The sequence below is a fragment of the Mycobacterium sp. genome, assembly GCF_036488105.1.
Taxonomy (GTDB): Bacteria; Actinomycetota; Actinomycetes; order Mycobacteriales; family Mycobacteriaceae; genus Mycobacterium.
Genome location: NZ_DASXHW010000368.1, coordinates 16,184 through 35,325 on the forward strand (window position 1 = coordinate 16,184; position 19,142 = coordinate 35,325).

Annotated in this window: 17 protein-coding genes; 5 read left to right on the forward strand and 12 right to left on the reverse strand. The window is 65.4% G+C overall.

All coding sequences use genetic code 11. From position 1 onward, the window contains the following. Window positions 1-2: 2 nt before the first annotated feature. Together VGH54_RS19360 and VGH54_RS19365 are read left to right on the forward strand one after the other, a co-directional pair. Entirely contained in the window at window positions 3-3,200 is a 3,198-nt protein-coding gene (locus tag VGH54_RS19360) for an ATP-binding protein (RefSeq protein WP_331513706.1), read from the forward strand. Then, entirely contained in the window at window positions 3,197-5,272 is a 2,076-nt protein-coding gene (locus tag VGH54_RS19365; RefSeq protein WP_331513689.1) for an FAD-dependent oxidoreductase, read from the forward strand. Before VGH54_RS19360 ends, VGH54_RS19365 begins: the two co-directional genes overlap by 4 nt. A 175-nt stretch (window positions 5,273-5,447) precedes the next feature. Here the strand turns inward: VGH54_RS19365 and VGH54_RS19370 are convergent, their stop codons facing one another. The 6 genes from VGH54_RS19370 to VGH54_RS19395 all read right to left on the reverse strand — a co-directional run bounded on the left by VGH54_RS19370 (window position 5,448) and on the right by VGH54_RS19395 (window position 10,914). Continuing rightward, complete coding sequence (locus VGH54_RS19370; protein ID WP_331513690.1) at window positions 5,448-6,698, reverse strand: HNH endonuclease signature motif containing protein; 1,251 nt, start codon at window positions 6,696-6,698, stop codon at window positions 5,448-5,450. A gap of 459 nt (window positions 6,699-7,157) precedes the next feature. After that, on the reverse strand, window positions 7,158-7,385 hold the full coding sequence (locus tag VGH54_RS19375; RefSeq protein WP_331513691.1) for a hypothetical protein: 228 nt from the start codon (window positions 7,383-7,385) through the stop codon (window positions 7,158-7,160). Window positions 7,386-7,551: 166 nt separating this feature from the next. Continuing rightward, window positions 7,552-8,781, reverse strand: coding sequence for a winged helix-turn-helix domain-containing protein (locus VGH54_RS19380; protein ID WP_331513692.1), 1,230 nt, complete (start codon window positions 8,779-8,781; stop codon window positions 7,552-7,554). Between the two features lie 21 nt (window positions 8,782-8,802). Then, window positions 8,803-9,537, reverse strand: a complete 735-nt coding sequence (locus VGH54_RS19385; protein ID WP_331513693.1) for a DivIVA domain-containing protein — start codon at window positions 9,535-9,537, stop codon at window positions 8,803-8,805. A gap of 94 nt (window positions 9,538-9,631) precedes the next feature. Beyond that, on the reverse strand, window positions 9,632-10,117 hold the full coding sequence (locus tag VGH54_RS19390; RefSeq protein ID WP_331513694.1) for a dihydrofolate reductase: 486 nt from the start codon (window positions 10,115-10,117) through the stop codon (window positions 9,632-9,634). Then, window positions 10,114-10,914 (reverse strand): thymidylate synthase, encoded by an 801-nt coding sequence (locus tag VGH54_RS19395; protein WP_331513695.1) that lies wholly within the window; start codon window positions 10,912-10,914, stop codon window positions 10,114-10,116. Before VGH54_RS19395 ends, VGH54_RS19390 begins: the two co-directional genes overlap by 4 nt. A gap of 42 nt (window positions 10,915-10,956) precedes the next feature. Here VGH54_RS19395 and VGH54_RS19400 point away from each other — a divergent pair, with 42 nt between their 5' ends. Then, the gene (locus tag VGH54_RS19400; protein ID WP_331513696.1) at window positions 10,957-11,697 is read left to right on the forward strand and encodes a dienelactone hydrolase family protein; all 741 of its coding nucleotides are present in this window, start codon (window positions 10,957-10,959) and stop codon (window positions 11,695-11,697) included. 39 nt (window positions 11,698-11,736) lie between these two features. Here VGH54_RS19400 and VGH54_RS19405 read toward each other — a convergent pair whose 3' ends face one another. Next, on the reverse strand, window positions 11,737-12,387 hold the full coding sequence (locus tag VGH54_RS19405; protein ID WP_331513697.1) for an HD domain-containing protein: 651 nt from the start codon (window positions 12,385-12,387) through the stop codon (window positions 11,737-11,739). A gap of 101 nt (window positions 12,388-12,488) precedes the next feature. Between VGH54_RS19405 and VGH54_RS19410 the strand changes: the two genes are divergently transcribed. Together VGH54_RS19410 and VGH54_RS19415 are read left to right on the forward strand one after the other, a co-directional pair. Then, entirely contained in the window at window positions 12,489-13,463 is a 975-nt protein-coding gene (locus VGH54_RS19410; protein WP_331513698.1) for a GlxA family transcriptional regulator, read from the forward strand. Window positions 13,464-13,502: 39 nt separating this feature from the next. Then, window positions 13,503-14,531 carry a TIGR03617 family F420-dependent LLM class oxidoreductase gene (locus tag VGH54_RS19415; protein ID WP_331513699.1) on the forward strand — a complete coding sequence of 343 codons (1,029 nt, stop codon included), beginning with the start codon at window positions 13,503-13,505 and terminating at the stop codon, window positions 14,529-14,531. Here the strand turns inward: VGH54_RS19415 and VGH54_RS19420 are convergent. The 5 genes from VGH54_RS19420 to VGH54_RS19440 form a co-directional block, all read right to left on the reverse strand. Then, window positions 14,506-15,495, reverse strand: coding sequence for an aldo/keto reductase (locus VGH54_RS19420; protein WP_331513700.1), 990 nt, complete (start codon window positions 15,493-15,495; stop codon window positions 14,506-14,508). The two genes, VGH54_RS19415 and VGH54_RS19420, sit on opposite strands and share 26 nt — an antisense overlap. 12 nt (window positions 15,496-15,507) lie before the next feature. Further along, window positions 15,508-16,605: an acyl-CoA dehydrogenase family protein gene (locus VGH54_RS19425; RefSeq protein ID WP_331513701.1), complete on the reverse strand. Its 1,098-nt coding sequence runs from the start codon at window positions 16,603-16,605 to the stop codon at window positions 15,508-15,510. Continuing rightward, the gene (locus VGH54_RS19430; protein WP_331513702.1) at window positions 16,602-17,798 is read right to left on the reverse strand and encodes an acyl-CoA dehydrogenase family protein; all 1,197 of its coding nucleotides are present in this window, start codon (window positions 17,796-17,798) and stop codon (window positions 16,602-16,604) included. The genes VGH54_RS19425 and VGH54_RS19430 overlap by 4 nt, the downstream gene beginning before the upstream one ends. Beyond that, window positions 17,795-18,556, reverse strand: coding sequence for an SDR family oxidoreductase (locus tag VGH54_RS19435; protein WP_331513703.1), 762 nt, complete (start codon window positions 18,554-18,556; stop codon window positions 17,795-17,797). The genes VGH54_RS19430 and VGH54_RS19435 overlap by 4 nt, the downstream gene beginning before the upstream one ends. After that, window positions 18,553-19,142: SDR family oxidoreductase (locus tag VGH54_RS19440; protein WP_331513704.1), on the reverse strand; the 590-nt coding region annotated here is incomplete at its 5' end. The genes VGH54_RS19435 and VGH54_RS19440, both read right to left, overlap by 4 nt.

Consider the following 19,142-nt stretch of genomic DNA (forward strand, 5'->3'; position numbering starts at 1 on the left):
CCATGGTGAGGCAACCGCGCACGATCGACGAATTGCTTGATCGGGCAGTACAAGCAATTAACAGCGGTGACCGCGCGACCGCCAGTGCGCTGGCCCACCAGGTGCTGGCCGTCGACAGCGGTAACCAGGACGCCGAGGACCTGCTTGCCACTCCGGCGGTCGGCACCGGCGAATTACGGCGCCTGACAATTCTATTCGCCGACGTGGTGGATTCCACCGCGCTCTCGACCCGCATCGAACCGGAGATCTATCGCACCGTCATCGGTCGCTACCGCCAGCAGGTCAACGACATCGTCAACCGCTACGAGGGCCACGTTTTCTCCACCAAAGGCGACGGGCTTCTTGCGGTGTTCGGCCACCCGAAAGCCCACGAGAATGACGTGCGACGGGCGGTGCAGGCCGGTCTGGACATCACCCGGGAAGTGGACCGGCTCAGTACGCAGGTGCGGTCGCGATTCGGCTTCGAGATTTCGGTGCGCGCCGGAATCCACCGCGGGCTGGTCTATCTCGATGTCGAGCAGGACGACGTGTACGGCCTCGGCGCCAACCTGGCCTCCCGGGTCTCCGGTCTGGCACCTCCGGGTTGTGTCGTGGTCTCGGGCACGATCGCGCCGTTGGCACGGGCCTACTTCGACCTCGAAGCCAAGACCGCGCAACCGGTCAAGGGGATCGACGAGCCGGTCGAGCACTATCAAGTCTGCGGTGAACGCGTCAACTGGGCGCGCATACCGCTCGGGCCGCTCGTCGGCCGCGACCGTGAACTGGAGCATCTGCAAGCCAGCTGGGCAATGGCCGAGAGCGGATCACTGACCACGCCCGGAGTCGGCTTCATCGGTGAGGCCGGTGTCGGAAAAAGCCGTCTCGCGACCGTGGCCGCCGATATTGCCGTGCAGTCGGGGCACTCCGTTGTCGCACTGATCGGGTCACCGTTCCACGGCGACGTAGGCCTCTATCCGATTCGGAGTCTGATTGAGCAGCGATGCGGGATCGAGCGAACCACCGAGCAGGCCGACCGGTTGAGGCTGTTGGACGAGCAGGCGCGGGCGCACGGGCTCGAGCCGGAATCTTCCGTTCCGTTGCTGGCGCTGGCGTTAGGCATTTCCGCCGAACACGGTTACGAGCCGGTTCGGGCCGAGGGGGCCAAACTGTCTCGACTGATCGCAAAAGCCGTCCAGCAGTACCTGATTGCCTGCGTCGGCAACGGCCCCGCCGTGGTCCTGGCCGAGGATCTGCAATGGTTCGATTCGTCCACGCTCGGCGTCGTGGAGTCGCTACTCCGCGCAAACACCGGCCGGCTGCTCGTTGTTCTCACCGGACGCGAGGTAAGCTCGCTGCCAAACATTCCCGAGCTCAATACTTTTCATCTATCGCCGCTGTCCACAGCGGAAACCGACGAACTGATCACGGCGCTCGACCCGACGTTGTCGACCAACGAGCGAGCCGAAGTCCAACACCGCTGCGATGGGATCCCGCTCTACATCGAAGAGATCGTCACCAAGCTGCATGAGCAGCCCACAGATGGCGCGCGGTGGGCGCGCGTGCCGGATGCGCTGTACGAGCCGCTATTCGCGCGTCTTCGGGCCAGTGACATGACTATTCAGGTCGTCGAGGCCGCGGCGACGATCGGGCGAAAATTCGACCAGGACATGTTGCGCAGCGTCCTGGACATGACCGAATCCGAGCTCGAGGACGCCGTTCGCGACCTCGAGACCGCGCTCGTCTTCGAGCCAGCGGGCACTGACAGCTGGCGTTTTCGGCATGAGCTGCTCCGCGAGGTCGCCTACGAGCTGCCACCGCCCAGCGTGCGCCGCATTCTGCACAGCCGGGTGGCTGACGCGCTCGTCGGCGACTCGGACCACCCAGACTGGCATTTGGTCGCCGTGCATTACGAACACGCGGAACGCTTCGACGAGGCCGCAAATGCGCACCGCCAAGCGGCCCATGACGCCCGGCGCCGAGGCGCGCTCGACGAAGCCCGCGCGTGTCTCACCCGCGCCATCGCACAGATCGAGCGTGCGGCACCCGGCCCGGCACGGGACCGCCGCGAGATCAGGCTCCGCCTTCGGCGTGGGTTCCTGGCGTCGGCGGCCGGAGGAACCGCCAGCCCACAGGCCGCGGCGGACTTCGAACGTTGCCTGGAACTCGCCGGAACAGACCTGCGCGAGGCCGATCTCCTCCCGATTCTGACCGCTCTGTGGGCGTATTACCTGCCACGGGGCGACGTTCGTCGGGCGCTGCAGGTATCTGAGTCCGTGCGCACGAAGATTTCGGCGGACGATCGCTGGTTTCGCCACGTGACCGACGGGTCGATCGGCATAGTCGCGTGGTACCGCGGGGATTTTGCCAACGCACGCGCGATGCTCGAAGAAGCCACCGCAGCCTTGGCAGGTTCGACCGTCATCGATTACGAATCGGCGTGGTTTGTTCCCAATGAGACGATCGCGTCGACGCACACGCACTTGGCGCTGGCGCGGTTCGTCCAGGGCGACCTCGGCGGCGCTGAGGAGCAGCTGACCGCAACGGTCCGTCGGGTGGCCGAGCTCGGCTTCCCCCAAGGGCCCTACAGCCTTGCCTACGAACGCTGTTACGAGGTCTGGGTGCGCATCGAGTTAGGCCAACTCGACAAGGCGGCCGAGATCGTCGCGCAACTCAAGGTCGATGCGAAACGACACGGTTTCGATTTTTGGGTTCTGATGGCCACTGCACAGCAGGTCGCCGTCAACGGGCTGGCGTTGCTGTCATCCGGCAAGCCTGACCCGGCCCAGCTCCAGACATGCATTGCGACAATGACATTCACCGTGCAAAGCTGGCGCGCCGCAGAGGCGAAGCTGTTCGTGTCGTTCTACGATGCGGTGCTCGCCCGTCTGCTCACTGCCGCGGGTAAACCCGACGAGGCCCGCGAATGTTTAGACATTGCCTTGCAATTGGGTGAAGGGACCGACGTGAACTTCTACCGCGCAGAGCTATTGCGCCTGCGCGCCCTTACGACCGACGACGCGGACGCACGCGATGCAGACCTGCGCGCCGCCATCGAGACTGCTCGTGAACAGAAGGCGCCCATCTTCGAACTACGCGCCGCGATCGATGATTCCGAGCTACCCGGTGAGTCCTCCAGGGACACGTTGACCGACGCAATCAGCAGATTCCCCGCCGACAGCGACTGGCCGGACTTGGTTCGGGCGCGGACTCTACTCGGGTGAGCCGGCCGGGAGGCAAGGTCGCCATCCTCGGCGGTGGCATGGCCGGGCTGAGCGCCGCCTGGCGACTGAGCGAACCGGGCTGGCGCGATCGCTTCGACTCCATCACCGTCTATCAACGTGGCTGGCGGCTCGGCGGGAAGGGCGCTTCCAGCCGTGGCCCACACGGACGCATCGAGGAACACGGGTTGCATATTTGGCTCGGATACTACGAAAACGCGTTCGGGATACTCCGCGAGTGCTACACCGAAATCGACCGCACCACAACCGATCCCACCGCACCGATCAAAACCTGGGATCAAGCGCTGATTCCCGGCGACAATCTGGGATTGGCCGATCGGTTCGGCAGCGAGTGGCTGATGTGGCTGGGAACTTTCACTCGCAACGACGGGCTCCCCGGCGAACCGGATGCCACCGGCCGGGAGATGACGGTGCTCGAGTTCACCCGCCGCGCCGTGCGATTGGTGCTGGACTTCGCGGAATCGCAGCGCAGCGCATCGCCGATTGGGCTGGAACTGTCCACATCCGCTGACCCGACACCGGTATCCGGATGGGTCGACGCGGTCCAACGTGCCGCGATGGCCGCCCTGCTCGCGCTCACCGATCCGCACGCCGCCAAGCCCACGCTGAACGGCGTAATCGACAATGCGGTCGGCGCCGTACGCGAGGCCCTCGACTACGAACGGCGCCCCGACCACCGGCGGTCGTGGCAGCTGCTGTCGATGATGGTGGCCGTGATTCGCGGGATCCTCGCCGACAACCTGGTCACCGATCCGCGTGGTTTTCGGGCCATCAACGACGAGGATTACAACGCATGGCTTTTGCGCCATGGCGCACATCCCGACGTGCTGGACTTCGCGTTGGTGCGCGGCCTGTACGACTTGGTCTTCGCCTATGAGAACGCCGACCCGCAGCGACCGTCATTCGGTGCGGGGCAGGCGATCTTCCTGACCGCCTTGGCGTTGTTCCAGTACAAGGGCGCAATCTTCTGGAAGATGACCGCCGGGATGGGCGACATCGTCATCGCCCCGATGTACCAGGCGCTGCGGAAGCGCGGCGTCGAGTTCGAGTTCTTTCACCGTCTCGACGCATTGCATCTCGATGATCAACATCTGGCCATCGACTCGATCACGATGGGCCGACAGGTCCGCCTGGCCGACGGACTCGCGACCTACCAGCCGTTGACCACGGTGCGTGGGCTGCCGGTGTTTCCCAGCGTTCCGCTGGCCGACCAGCTTGCCGACGGCCAGATCCCTACGGGTGGTTGGCATTCGCTGGAAACCCACTGGTCCGAGCGCGCCGACGCGGAGACCCGGGTGTTGCGCCGTGGCGTCGACTTCGACCACGTGGTGCTCGCTGTCTCGGTCGGCATGCTCCCGATCGTCGCCGGCGCGATGATTGACGATCGAATCGAGTGGCGGGAGATGACAACTCGTGTTCGCACCGTCGCCACTCAGGCGTTTCAAATCTGGCTTCGCCCAGACGAACCCGCCTTGGGATGGCACGAGCCGGCCGTGACGATCAGTGCCTACCTCCGCCCGTTCGAGACCTGGGCGTCAATGCCGCAGACGCTGTGGAGCGAGGATTGGCCCGATCACGATCGGCCCGGTGCCGTTGCCTACTTCTGCGGCACGCTGAATGCGGCCTGGCCTACGGCGGAGTCAGGTGCCGGCTACTTGCATCGGTACGAGCAACTGGTGCGTGAGCAAGCCACCTCCTTCATCGACCGCAATCTTTCGCCGTTTTTCCCCAATGCGGTCACCGACAAGGGATTCGACTGGCATCTGCTCGGTGGCGTCAACGGCGAACGGGGCCGCGCGGCGCTGGACACTCAGCACGTCAGCGTCAACGTCGATCCATCCGATCGCTACGTCCAGTCGGTTCCCGGCACAGAACGTTATCGCCTGCGGCCCGACGAAAGTGGTTACGACAACTTGGTTCTGGCCGGCGACTGGACGGACTGCGCGATGAACGCGGGCTGCATCGAGGCGGCGGTGATGTCGGGGCTTCAGGCGGCCAATGCGGTGCTCGGCCGGCACCGGTTCCATCGCATTCGCGGCCTCTATCTGCCTTAGACGCCATCGATCTAACCCGACTTTGCTCACGTTAGTGCGCACGGCGGTGCGGGTTTGGTTGTCAGCCTCGATTTTCACGATGCTGCAATTGCGCGGATCGCGAACGAATTTCTCTATGCCCCAACCTGTTTGAACTTCGATACGGGACTGGTAATGACCGCCGGCAGTGACCCACCTAGTTGGTTGTCGGTGGTGGTTGGGGCTGGAAGGGTTCATACCACCACCAGTCGGCGCGCTCGCCGGTGGGCCCGGCGCACGGTGGGACAGCGGGCAGGGGAAGGTTGGGCGGACGCGCGAGCGATCCTGCACTGAGTGATTGGCCGGAGCTGTCGGTGACGATGAGATGGTCTGCGGGTCCGCTGATGGTGATGACGCCCCGGTGGTGCAGCCGGTGGTGATACGGGCACACCAGCACCAGGTTGAACAACTCGGTCAGACCGCCGTCCTCCCAGTGCCGGATATGGTGGGCGTGCAAACCGCGGGTAGCACCACAACCCGGAACCGCACACGTGGGATGGCGGTGCTCGAGCGCCCGGCGAAGCCGCCGGTTGATCAGCCGCGTCGCCCGGCCGCCGCCGATGACCTCGCCGTCACGTTCGAACCACACTTCACAGGTGGCATCACAGGTCAGGTATTGGCGTTCGGCCCCGGTGAGCAGCGGACCCAGATGCAGCGCCGCGGCGCGCGCCTCAACGTCGACGTGCACCACCACCGTGGTGTGATGCCCGTGCGGGCGGCGGGCCACCTCGGCGTCCCACCCGCCCTCCACCAGACGCAGGAACGCCTCGACGGTGCCCGGCAACGGCGGTGCCTGATCGCGGACGCGGTCACCAGCGCCATGATCGAGTTTCCACTCGGCGATCAGCGCATCACGATGAGACGCCAAGGCCGCGTCGAACTTCGCCGCGTCGGGGTGCCGAAGTTTGATCCGCCAGCAGGTGAACTGCTCGTCGGTGGTCTGGGTGATCGAGGCCTGCGGTTCTGGCCGAGGATCGGGTTCGGGTCGCGGTTCCAGCTTGACCGCGGTGCGAAGCTGGTTGACCGTCGCGACCGCGGCCAGCGCCGCGTAGTGTTCATCGGATCCCCGGCCCGTCCGCGCCGCGATCACCCCGACCTGATCCAGTGACAGTCGGCCCTCCCGCATGCCCTGGGCGCAGCGGGGAAACTCCTGAAGCCGGCGCGCCACCGTGGCGACCGTATGGGCGTTTCCCGATGACGAGCCAGTCTTCCAGGCCACCAACGCCGCCACCGACCGCGCACCCGTAGCACCCCACAACTCGTCGCGATCCACCTCGGCGATGATCTCCACAATGCGGCCATCGATCGCATTGCGCTGACCGGTCAACTCCGCCAACTCCTCGAACAACTCCTCAAGACGCTGGCCAGGACGCACTGCCGCAGCGCCCGAGGATACGGTCAAGGACATAACGTCATCATCGCAGCCGGGTACGACAAGTCTGGGACGCTCGATCCGCCCCCAAATGAGTGCCGTCATCATCTGCCGAGAGGTCCTCGGTGGCCGCTGCCACCCCGCCGGCGTGTGGCACACCAAAATCCACCACTGCCTGATTGGCCGCCAACCGCTGATTGCCGCAGCCTCCGCACGCCCACCACGGCCCCATCATGCGCCCAACCAAGGTGCTCGACCGCGCGCGATCCACGTCGCGAAAACCACGAAATCTGCACCGCCGTCGCGCCCAAGGCGTTCATCACGGTGCCACGTTGACCACCCGGGCAGCCCCGGCACCCGAATTTAGTGCGCAGATCCGGCAGCCCAAAACCGAAAAGAACCACGTCAACCCGCTGCGACCACCACCAACCCCGAATCGTGAGCCAAGTCAGGTATTCGCGGCCGCTATCTGTCTTAGACGCCGTCGATCTAACGTCACTCCACCGTCAGGCGCGGATTCCTACCATCAACGATGTTCTGGACGGTGCCGCGCGGAAAACCAGTCGCGCCTTCGAGTTCGCGATAGCTGTAGCCGTTCGTCTTCGCTGCGCGCATAACCTCATACAACGCTCGAGTGGAGGATTTCGCGGCGCGCGTAGCTTCCCTGATCGCTTCTAAGGTTGGATCAAACTGAAGCGGAATCTCCGCACGGTCAGGCGTCAACAGTGTTCTCCTTGTCGGCTGTGCGGCGTGCTCGCTCAGCGTATTGCGGTGCCAGCTCTTCCATCTGATCGATGACCTGCTTGATTGCCGCTGGCTCGCCGCACTAGTCGATGCTCAGACCGACTCCTCCGACAGCTCGGCGGCAGTGGTGACCCGAGGCCAGAAATCATGTCGATCGCAGTCTGGCTCGCAGCACGCCGGCCAGATTGCCGCGTTTCACGACCGTCACGCCGGCCAATCCCAGCCAGCCCGCCATCGCCTGCAATTCACCGGCCAGCGCTTCGGCCACCCGCGACGCTGGACGACCATCCTCGACAAACGCGCCCGCGACCTGCAACGCGTCCGCGGAGCGATCGGCTTTGAGGTCGACCCGTCCCACCAACTCACCGTCGAGCAGAAAGGGCCACACGTAGTAGCCGTATTGCCGCTTGTCGGCCGGTGTGTAGATCTCGATCCGGTAGTGGAACCCGAACAGCCGCTCGACCCGCGGTCGAAAGAAGATCAGCGGGTCGAACGGACAGAGCAGCGCGGTACCGCGGTCGCGTCGCGGAATGGTCTGTCCGGCAACCAGGTACGCCGGGTTCGACCAGCCCTCGACGTCCACCCGTTCCAGTTCGCCGTCGGCCACCAGCTTGGCGATCGCCGGCTTGGCCTGCCCGGCGGCCAGCCGGAAATAGTCGCGGATGTCGGCCTCGGTCGCCACGCCCAGCGCGGTGGCAGCCCGCAACGTCAGCTCTCGGACCGCGTCGTCTTCGCTGACCTCGCGGGCCAGCACCTCAGCCGGCAGCACTCGTTCGGCAAGATCATAGTGCCGGGCGAACCCGACCCGGGTCGCCGTCGTGAGGGCGCCGGAAGCGAACAACGCCTCGGCCACCCACTTGGTGTCGCTGCGACTCCCCCACCAATTTCCCCTCGGACCGCGCGGCGCGGTGGACAGATGCTCCTCGATCTGCCCGGCGGTGCTCGGCCCGATTTCAGCAACGGCGGCGACGATTTTGTCGGCGAGCTGCGGGTTGGCTTTCACGATGTGGGTGCCCCATCGGCCGTGCCGATATTGGCGCATCCGCCAGCGCATCAGCGGCCAGTCGTCGACGGCCATCAATGCGGCCTCGTGCGCCCAGTACTCCACCAGCAGGCGGGGCGAGCGGGCACTGTGGGCCCACGCCGCCTGGTCCAACACGTCACGGTCGTAAGGCCCGAGTCGGCTGAACACCGGCGCGTAGTGCGCCCGCACCGCGACCGACACCGAGTCGAGCTGCAGCACCTGGATCCGCGAGATCAGCCGGCGCAGATGGGCACGGGTGACTGCGCCCCGCGGCCTTGGATCGTTAAACCCTTGGGCGGCAACGGCTATCCGCCGCGCATGCGCGGAAGTCAGCCTAACGAGCCGGGTCACGGCCCTGAGAATATCGCGGGCTCAGTTAGCGCTGACTTTCTGGTCTGACGACGACTCAGCGCTCGCCTCTTTGGCGTCCTTGAGTTCTCGGTAAGCCGATTCAAGAGTGGCCGGAACCGATTCCAGGTCGCGGTACACACCCATCAACTGCTCCAAGACCTCGATTCGCTGCTGACTCGCCTGTTCGACCGCCTGCCGGGCCTGCTCACGATAGTGATCAGCCTCCTGGTTGGCGTCGGCCAGAAGCTGCTCACGTTCCTCCTGGGCGTCCTGCCATGCCGCAGCGATCGCCGACTGAGTTTCAGCGCTCATCCTGTCGAGTTCGGCCCCGAGATTTTCCTTGGCTTTCTCGTACTCGACTTCCCTGGATTTCACCTGCTCACCAAGGTCCGCCAACACTTCTAAGTGCTTCTGCTGCACCGCCTCCGCTTCGGCCTTAGCCTCTGCGATCAGCGCCGCCGCCTCGGCCTTCGCCTCGGCCTGCATCTCAGAGATATCGCCGACCGCGCTCCGCAGCATCTTTGCCATCCGCTGTTGCACCGCGTGCGGCGACGGTGAGGTCTCCGTCAGGTGGTCGACCTCACTTCGCAGCGCGGCTGCTTCATCGTCCATGCCCTTCAGCCGGGTCCTCAGACTCTCGACGTCGTCCAGCAGCAACTGCTGTTTGGTGGCCAGCATCTCGATGTAGGCGTCGACCGCGGCCGGTTCGTAGCCCAGGAAACGTCGAGCAAACGTCCTCGCGGATTCGGGCTCCACTGCAAATTCCCCCTTCCAAACCTGTGTTGAAGCCGCTGGAACCGGCTCCCACGACGAGTATGTCACCGTCATACGGCACGTGCCGAGGTGAGCTTTACCGCCGGTGGTAGCTGTGAAACCGGTAGCGCACACCCGCCCTGCTGGTCTGCCACTCTCCCGGTGTGCCGATCCACATCTCGTCGAGCACCGGGGCCACCGCGTCGCCGTCGTCGCGCGGCAGCTCGAGGTCGATCTCGGTGACCTCGCACCGACTGGCCCGTGGCAGCGCCAGCGTGTAGATCTGTTCGCCGCCGATCACCCAGGTGTCGGGGTCGGTCAACGCGTCATCAAGGCGGTGCACCACCGCCGCGCCGTCAGCCATGAAGCCAGTTTGGTGGGTCAGTACGACATTTCTGCGTTTCGGCAGCGGCCGAAACCGGGCCGGCAGCGAATCCCAGGTGCGGCGGCCCATCACCACGGTGTGGCCGATCGTGAGGTCCTTGAAGCGGATCAGATCCTCAGGTACTTGCCACGGGATATCGCCGTCGCGACCGATCACTCCGGACGTCGACTGCGCCCAGATCAGGCCGAGTCCACTCATACAGCGACGGGGGCCTTGATCGCCGGGTGCGGATCATAGTTCTTCACAACGACGTCGTCGTAGGTGTAATCGAAGATCGAATCACGTTGAGCAAGGACCAGTTCCGGGTAGGGTCGCGGGTCGCGATCGAGCTGGGTACGCACCTGCTCGAGGTGATTGTCGTAGATGTGGCAGTCGCCGCCGGTCCAGACGAATTCGCCGAGGCCCAGACCGGACTGCGCGGCCATCATGTGGGTCAGCAGCGCATAGCTGGCGATATTGAATGGCACACCCAGGAACAGATCGGCGCTGCGCTGGTAGAGCTGGCAGCTGAGCCGGCCGTCGGCCACGTAGAACTGGAACAGCGCATGGCACGGCGCAAGCGCCATCTGCGGGATCTCGCCGACGTTCCAGGCCGACACGATGATGCGTCGCGAATCCGGATCGGTCCGCAGCAGGTTCAGCGCCGAGGTGATCTGGTCGACGTGTTCGCCGGACGGGGTGGGCCACGATCGCCACTGCACCCCGTACACCGGACCGAGATCGCCTGTGTCACTTGCCCATTCGTCCCAGATGGTGACCCCGTGCTCACGCAGCCAGCCGACGTTGGAGTCACCGCGCAAAAACCACAGCAGCTCGTAGACCACCGACTTCAGATGCACCTTTTTAGTGGTGATCAACGGGAAACCCGCCGACAGGTCGAAACGCATCTGATGGCCGAACAGACTGCGGGTGCCCGTGCCGGTGCGGTCGGCTTTGGCTGTGCCCTGCTCGAGCACCAGACGCAGCAGATCCTCGTACGGCGTCGCGATCGGCACGCGGCTAGCTTACGTCCAGACCCGGCGAGTAGAACGGATGGCATGCCGAACATCAGTGACACGGTCACCACCCCAGATGGCTCCTGCCCGGTCCGCCTCTTCACCCCCGAGGGCCAAGGCCCCTGGCCGGGCGTAGTCATGATTCCCGACGCCGGCGGGGCCCGGCAGACCTTCTTCGATATGGCCGCTGAGCTGGCCGATTCCGGCTACGCGGTACTGCTGCCGGACGTGTACTACCGCCAGGGTGACTGGGCGCCGTTCGACATGCAGACCGCGTTCACCGACGACAACGAACGCAAGCGCCTGATGTCCTTCATCGGCAGCATCAGCCCCGACGACTGGGCATCGGATGCGAACGTGTACTTCGACTACCTGAGTGCTCGGCCCGAGGTCAGTGGCACCAAATTCGGCATCACCGGTTACTGCATGGGTGGTCGCGCGGCGTTGACCGTTGCCGGGCTTGTTCCGGACCGGGTGGCGGCCGCGGCGTCGTTCCACGGCGGTGGCTTGGTCACCGACGGCAACGACAGCCCGCATCTGCGGGCCGACCAGATTCAGGCCGTCGTCTATGTGGGCGGGGCGGAGAACGATGCGTCGTTCACCGACGACCACGCCGAGCAGCTCGAGAAGGCCCTGACCGCGGCCGGCGTCGAGCACAAGATCGAAACCTATGCCGCCGCGCACGGGTATGCCGTTCCGGACAACCGGTCCTATGACGCCGATGCCGCCGAGCGGCACTGGACTGCGACGCGGGAGATTTTCGGAGCGAACCTCGGCGGGTAGCTCAGGCGGCGATTCATCCCACCGCGGCCATCCGTTCCGCTATTCCGGCCAGGTGCTGTTGAGGATGTGCTCGACCATGTTGTCGCGCGCGAAGGTGGGGTCGAAGCGCTCGAGCACGTCGGCGTTCATGGTGCCGTAGGTGGTTTGCGGGCGGTGTTTCATGCCGTCGGTGAACGCCGCCAGGATGCGGTTCTTGAAATCGGGACGCGGGTGGGCGGCGGTCACCGCGGCCTGGGCTTCCGGAGCGAGGTCGCTGCGGCCGAGGCCCAGCACGTCGACTTCGACACCCGCTTGAATCAGCGCGGTTTCGGGTGCCAGGAACTCGGGCACCCCCGGCGTGGTGTGCAGGGCGATACCGAGCCAGACCTTGTCGGCGTGGGCGTTGTCAACGCCGTGCCGCGTCAAGAAGTCGCGTGCCGCATCGGCACCGTCGACCTCGAAGCGGATGGTGGAAGTGCGGTAGCGCTCGGTCAGCCCGAGGTCGTGAAACATCGCTCCGACGTAGAGCAGCTCCAGATCCGGTTGCAGTCCGCGGCGCAAGCCCTGCAGTGCTCCGAAGAAGAACACCCGCCGGGAATGGTCGAACAGCAGGTCGTCTTCGACGTCACGAATGAACTCGGTGACTTCCCGCGCCAGCGCGCTATCGGGGACGCGGACGCCGGCAACGGTTTCGATGGACTCAACGGTCATGATCGTTCCTTCCTTCTCGTAGCTCATTTTGCGGCACGAGGCCGCTATCCCACCGGAGTCGTTCCAGCCGCTTTTCCCACAAATTGCGACACAATGAGCCCGTGGCTGAAGCCGGCGCGCGGTCGCGGGTCGTGGTTGTCGTCGTCTTCGACGACGTGACCATGTTGGACGTCGCGGGAGCGGGTGAGGTGTTCGCGGAAGCCAACCGCTTCGGCGCGGACTATCGGCTCACCATCGCGTCGGTGGATGGTCGCGACGTCACAACCTCGATCGGAACGCGGTTGGGTGTCACCGACGCGATTGCGTCAATCGGGTCCGCCGATACCGTCATGGTGGCCGGCAGCGATGACTTACCCAGGCGGGCGATTGATCCCGAGCTCGTCGAGGCGGTCAAGGTAATCGCGGGCCGGACCCGGCGGCTGGCCTCGATTTGCACGGGGTCGTTCGTCCTGGCGCAGGCCGGCCTCCTTAACGGCCGGCGCGCCACCACCCATTGGCATGATGTCGGGTTGTTTGCGCGGGCGTTCCCCGACATCACCGTCGAGCCGGACGCAATCTTCGTCCGCGACGGCGATGTCTTCACCTCGGCCGGGGTGTCGTCGGGCATCGACCTGGCGCTGGCGTTAGTCGAAATGGATCACGGCATCGAGCTGGTCCGGTCCGTCGCCCGCTGGCTGGTCGTATATCTCAAGCGAGCGGGTGGTCAATCGCAATTCTCGGTGCTGGTCGAGACCGCCCTCCCGCCGAAGTCCCCATTGCGCAAGGTCACTGACACAATCTCGGCCACTCCAGCGGCAGATCACAGCGTGACTACTCTCGCCACGCGGGCATCCTTGAGTGCGCGGCAGCTAACTCGACTTTTCCAGTCGGAACTCGGCACGACACCAGCCCGCTACGTTGAAATGGTGCGCATCGATGCCGCCCGTGCCGCGCTCGACGCCGGCCGCAGCGTCGCCGACACTGCGCGCGTGGCAGGGTTCGGCAGCCCCGAAAGCCTCCGCCGCGTATTCGTCGACCACCTCGGCGTCTCGCCGAAGGCCTATCGCGAGAGATTCCGCACGGCATCACGTGGTTGACGCCCACCGGCGTTATCGGGCGCGGCATACTGTTCCGCCATGCATGTCGATGCGATGACAATTCCGCAGCCGCTGGGCCGGATCGGCGACCTGGCCCGCCGAACGCAGTCCGCCGGCTTCTCGGGTCTGCTGTTCACCGAGACGGGTCGCACCGCGTATCTCGGTGCTGCGGTCGCCTCGCAGGCGGCGCCCGGTCTCGAGTTGTCCACGGGGGTCGCGGTGGCTTTTCCACGGAGTCCCTTCGTCACCGCGGCGACGGCGTGGGAATTGCAGGAAGCGACCGGCGGGAATTTTCGGCTCGGCCTGGGTACGCAGGTGCGCACCCACGTCGTACGGCGTTACGGCGTGGACTTCGAACGGCCCGGCCCACGACTGCGCGACTACCTGCTCGCCGTGAAGGCCTGCTTCTCCGCGTTTCGAACCGGAAAGCTCGATCATCACGGCGAGTTCTACGACCTGAATTTCATCACGCCGCAGTGGAGTGCGGGCCCCATCGACGCTCCCGATCCCAAAGTCGATATCGCCGCGGTGAATCCGTGGATGCTGCGGATGGCCGGCGAGGTCGCCGACGGGGTGCACATCCATCCGCTTGGCGAGCCGGGTTATATCGATCGGCACGCGCTGGCGAACATCGCCGAAGGCGCGAAGAAGGCGGGGCGCTCACCGTCGGACATCGCGGTCATCGTGCCGGTGATGACGATCGTCGGCGACACCGATGAAGAACGCGCCAGGGAACGAGAACTCGTGCGAGCCAGCATGAGTTTTTACGGAAGCACGCCGAACTACGCGTTCATCTGGGACGAGGCGGGCTTCGAGGGCACAACCGCCCGGATCCGGCAGAAGCAGAAAGCCGGCGACTTTCCGGGAATGGCGGCTCAGATCAGCGACGACCACATCGCCGCTTTCGCCACCGAGTCGACGTGGGACACGTTGGCTGACGCGTTGATCGACAAATACGCGGGCAAGGCGACGCGCCTGGTGCTGTACAACGCGGTCGGCGATCAGGAGCGCTTCGAGCGGTACGGCGAAGTGGCCCGCCGGGTCAGCGCCCGATCAACCGCTGCATGAAGTCGGGGTAGCGGGCGCCCTGCACCTCGATACCCGCTGCGGCATCACCGATTTCACGGAGGTCGTCATCACTCAGCTCGACCTCGGCCGCGCCCAGGTTCTCCTCCAGCCGGTCCAGACGCCGGGTGCCCGGAATCGGGACGATCCATGGCCGCTGAGCCAGCAGCCAGGCCAGCGCGATCTGGCCGGGCGTCGCGCCTTTGCGGTCCGCGATCCTTTGGAGCAGATCGACCACGGCGCGGTTGGCCTCGCGGACGTCGGCGCCAAACCGCGGGATGCTGCTGCGGATGTCGGATTTGTCGAATTGCGTTTTCTCGCCAATGCTTCCGGTGAGAAAGCCTTTGCCCAGCGGACTGTAGGGCACGAAACCGATGCCGAGTTCGGCCAGCGTGGACAACACCCCGGTCTCTGGGCTCTCCGGTTCGCGCCACCACAGCGAGTACTCGCTTTGCACCGCCGTCACCGGTTGCACGGCGTGGGCACGGCGAATGACCTGCGCCGAGGCCTCCGACATCCCGAAGTGTTTCACTTTGCCGCCGTCGATCAGTTCCTTGACGGTTCCGGCGACGTCCTCGATGGGAACCTCGGGGTCGACGCGGTGTTGGTACAGCAGGTCGATGGTGTCCACTCCCAGCCGGCGCAACGAATTGTCGGCGACCTCTTTGATGTGTTCGGGCCGACTGTTCAGCCCCGCGATGTTGCTGTCGGCGCCGAAGGCGAACCCGAATTTGGTTGCAATTACGACCTGTCCGCGCAGCGGCGCGAGTGCTTCGCCGACCAGTTCTTCGTTGTCTCCGTAAGCTTCCGCGGTGTCGAAGAAACTCACTCCACGCTCGACCGCGGCGCGGATCACCGCGATCATGTCGGCTTTGGACCCGGAAGGTCCGAAACCTCGGCTCATGCCCATGCAGCCCAAGCCGATTGACGAGACCTCGAGGTTGTCACCAAGGATGCGCTTGTCCATGCTTTACTCCCCTCACGACGGTGGCAGGTCGACCAGTTCGGCCAACCGGGCACGGTGGCGGTAGGCGGTGCCGAACGCCAACTGGTCGCTCTTGGCCCGCTTCAGGTAGAGATGCGCCGGGTATTCCCACGTCATCCCGATGCCACCGTGTAACTGGACGCATTCCTCCGCGGCGTGCACCGCGGCGCCGCTGCAGAAGGCCTGCGCGACGGCCGCGGCGATCGACGCGTCCCTATCGTGTCGGGCGCAGGTGTCGGCCGCGTACCGGGCCGCCGCCGCAACGGAATTGAGCTCGACCCACAGATCCGCGAGCCGATGCTTGATGGCCTGGTAGGAACCGATGGCTCGGCCGAATTGCTTGCGCTGCTTGGTATAAGCAAGCGTCGTCTCGAAACACCATTGCGCGACGCCTAATTGCTCGGACGCCAGTAGCGCGGCACCCGTCTCCAGCGCCGCCGCGATTGCGGCATCGGCGGCAACGGTACCGACGCGTGACGACGGGACACCGGAAAAGTCGACATGTGCCAGGGGTCTGGTCATATCCAGAGCGAGTATCGGCGACACGGTGACGCCTGCGGCGTCGCGTGCGACGGTGTGCAACTCCAGCCCATCGGCACCGGCCACCGGCAGCACCAACAGATCGGCCTCGGCCGCGCCGGCGACGCTGGTGATCCGTCCGGTCAAGCCGTTACCGGCGGCGCTGACACCGGCAATCGCGTCACTGGGCGCGGTGGACAGCGGCACCGCCAGCGCCGCAGTCACCGACCCCGTCGCCAACCCCTTGACCGTGTCGGTGTCCCCGGCCTGCAACAGTGCGACGGTGGCGAGCACGGCACTGGACAGAAACGGCACCGGCGCGACGGCGCGCCCGATTTCCTCCATGACAACGGCTACCTCACGGGCGCTTGCACCCGCACCACCGAGCTGCTCGGGGACCAACAGGCCGGCCATCCCCAGCTCGGCCGCCAGCGTATGCCAGACACCGGAAAAGTCATGCGACGCACCGTCGTAGATGCCTGATACCGCTTCCGGTGGGCACCGGTCGGCGAACAGCCGACGCACACTGTCCCGCAACGCCTCCTCGGTGTCGGAATACAGCAGATCGCTCATCGGTCCAGATCCTTCCAGGCAACCTCTTTATCGACCCGGTGTTCAGGCGGCAGACCGAGGATGCGCTCGGCGATGGTGTTGCGCAGAATCTCCGAGGTACCGCCCTCGATCGAGTTGCCCTTCGCCCGCAGGTAGCGGTATCCGGGGTCGCGACCGACGAAGTCAACCCCCTCGGGTTGGCGCATCGTCCAGTCGTCGTATTGCAATCCCTCTTCGGCATGCAATTCGATTTCAAACCCCGAAACCGCCTGCGCCAGCCGGGCAAACGCCACCTTCATCCCCGCGCCCTCCGGCCCTGGCTGGCCGACGGCCATCCGCTGACGTAGCCGCAGGGCGGTCAGCCGACCAACTTCGGCGTCCACCCACAGCCGCATCAGCTCGTCGTGCATCGCCGGGTTGCGCAGCTGCGGTTGTGCCCGCCAGGCGTCGGTGACCTTGCCGATGATCCCGCTTTCACGTGTGCCGCCGGCCATCGAGCCGATGGCCACCCGTTCGTTGTTGAGCGTGGTGGTCGCGACCTTCCATCCCCCGCCCTCCGGGCCGAGGCGGTTGGCGTCGGGTACCCGCACGTCGGTGAGGAAGACTTCGTTGAACTCGGCTTCGCCGGTGATCTGTCGTAGCGGCCGGACGTCGACACCGGGATCGGTCATGTCGAGGATGAAGTAGGTCAGGCCTTGATGCTTGGGAACCGTGGGATCGGTCCGTGCGACCAGAATTGCCCGTTGGGCTTTCTGCGCGCTCGACGTCCACACCTTCTGCCCGTTGACAATCCAGTCGTCGCCGTCGCGCACCGCGCGGGTGGCCACGCCGGCCAAATCGGATCCGGCGCCGGGCTCGCTGAATAATTGACAGTAGAAGTGTTCCCCGGTGAACAATGGCCGCAGGAACTTTCGCTGCTGCTCCGCGGTGCCGACGGCGGCAATAGTCGGTGCCGCCATGCCCATCCCGATGCCGTTGTGCGGTCCGCCTCCCGGCGGCGCGCCCGCCGCGGCCAGTTCGTCTTCGACCAGCGACTGAAAGCCGCGCGGCAGGTCGAGCCCACCAGAGCCGTTGGGGAAGTGCACCCAGGCCAGTCCCGCATCGAACCGGGCAGCCAGGAATTCAGCCGCATCGGCCGCCGGATCGTGCTCGTCCAGCAGTCCCCGCACCCGTGCGCGCAGGTCCTGCGCAACCGCCTGCTCGTCGACGCTCATCGGAATTCCCCCGCGTTGCCGAGCACCTGACCGCCGTCGATCACCAAGGTGTCGCCGGTGATCCAGCTCGCCTCGTCCGACACCAGGAAGGCAACCGCAGCTGCCACGTCAGGGGTTTCGCCGATGCGTCCCAACGCCGTGCGCTGCGAGACAAACCCTTCGTTGTCCTTCCACAAAGCTTCGGCGAGCTTGGTCCGGACCACTCCAGGGCAGATGGCATTCACTCGGACCCGCGGCGAAAGTTCCAGTGCCAGTTGCTTGGTGACGTGGATCAGCGCGGCCTTGGTGGCGTTGTACATGCCCATGTTCGGCGACTGGTGCATGCCGCCGATCGATGCGGTGTTAACGATCGCGCCACCGTGCTCTACCATCCACGCCTTGGCCACCAGTGAGGTCCACAGCAGTGGCGCCCAGAGATTGACTTCAAAAGTCTTCGCGAAGCGGGCGTGATCCTGATCGATCAGCGGACCGTACGCCGGATTGGTGCCTGCATTGTTGACCAGAATGTCGATGCTGCCGAACCGGTCGAGGGTCAGATCGACGCAGCCCCGCGCGGCATCCTCGTCCACCGCGTGCGCGGCCACTCCGATGGTGTCGCCGCCGACCTGCTCGGCCGCCGCGTCCGCACTCTCCTGCTTGCGGGAGGTGAGCACGATGTTCGCCCCCGCCAGCGCCAGCCGTTGTGCGATGGCCAGCCCGATCCCCCGCGACCCTCCGGTGATGATCGCGGTGCGGCCGTTCAGATTTGCTGTGGTCATAGTGCCTCCATCAGGCTGTGCTGGTAACGACGCATGCCGCGTAGCCAACGGTCGTAGTCGGTGCCCTTGTGCCGGTACATCTCGAGAACTGCCGGGTGCGGGAGGATCAGGAAGCGCTCCTCCTCGACGGCCGCCAGCACGATCTCCGCGACGTCGGCCGGCTCGATCACGTCGCCCGCGTTGGTGACCGCGCGGGTTGCCAGGCGGGCCAAGGGATCTTCGGACTCCCCCGGCGAATACAACAGTTTGGTGTTGACTCCCATCGGGCACAGGCAGCTGACCCGCACGCCCTGGTCGCCGAAGGTGATGTTCAACCACTCCGCGAATCCGACCGCGGCGTGCTTGGTCACCGAATAGGTCGCCGACCCGAGCTGAGTGAGCAGCCCGGCCGCCGATGCGGTGCTAACGAAATAGCCTTCGCCGCGTTCGACCCATCCGGGCACCAGCAGTTGCGCTGCGCGGATGTGGGCCCGCAGGTTGACGTCGATGGATTGATCCCATTCGTCCTCGGTGACGTCCAAGCCGGCCACGCCTGTGATGCCCGCATTCGCGAAATACAGGTCGACGGGTCCGAACTCGTTTTCTG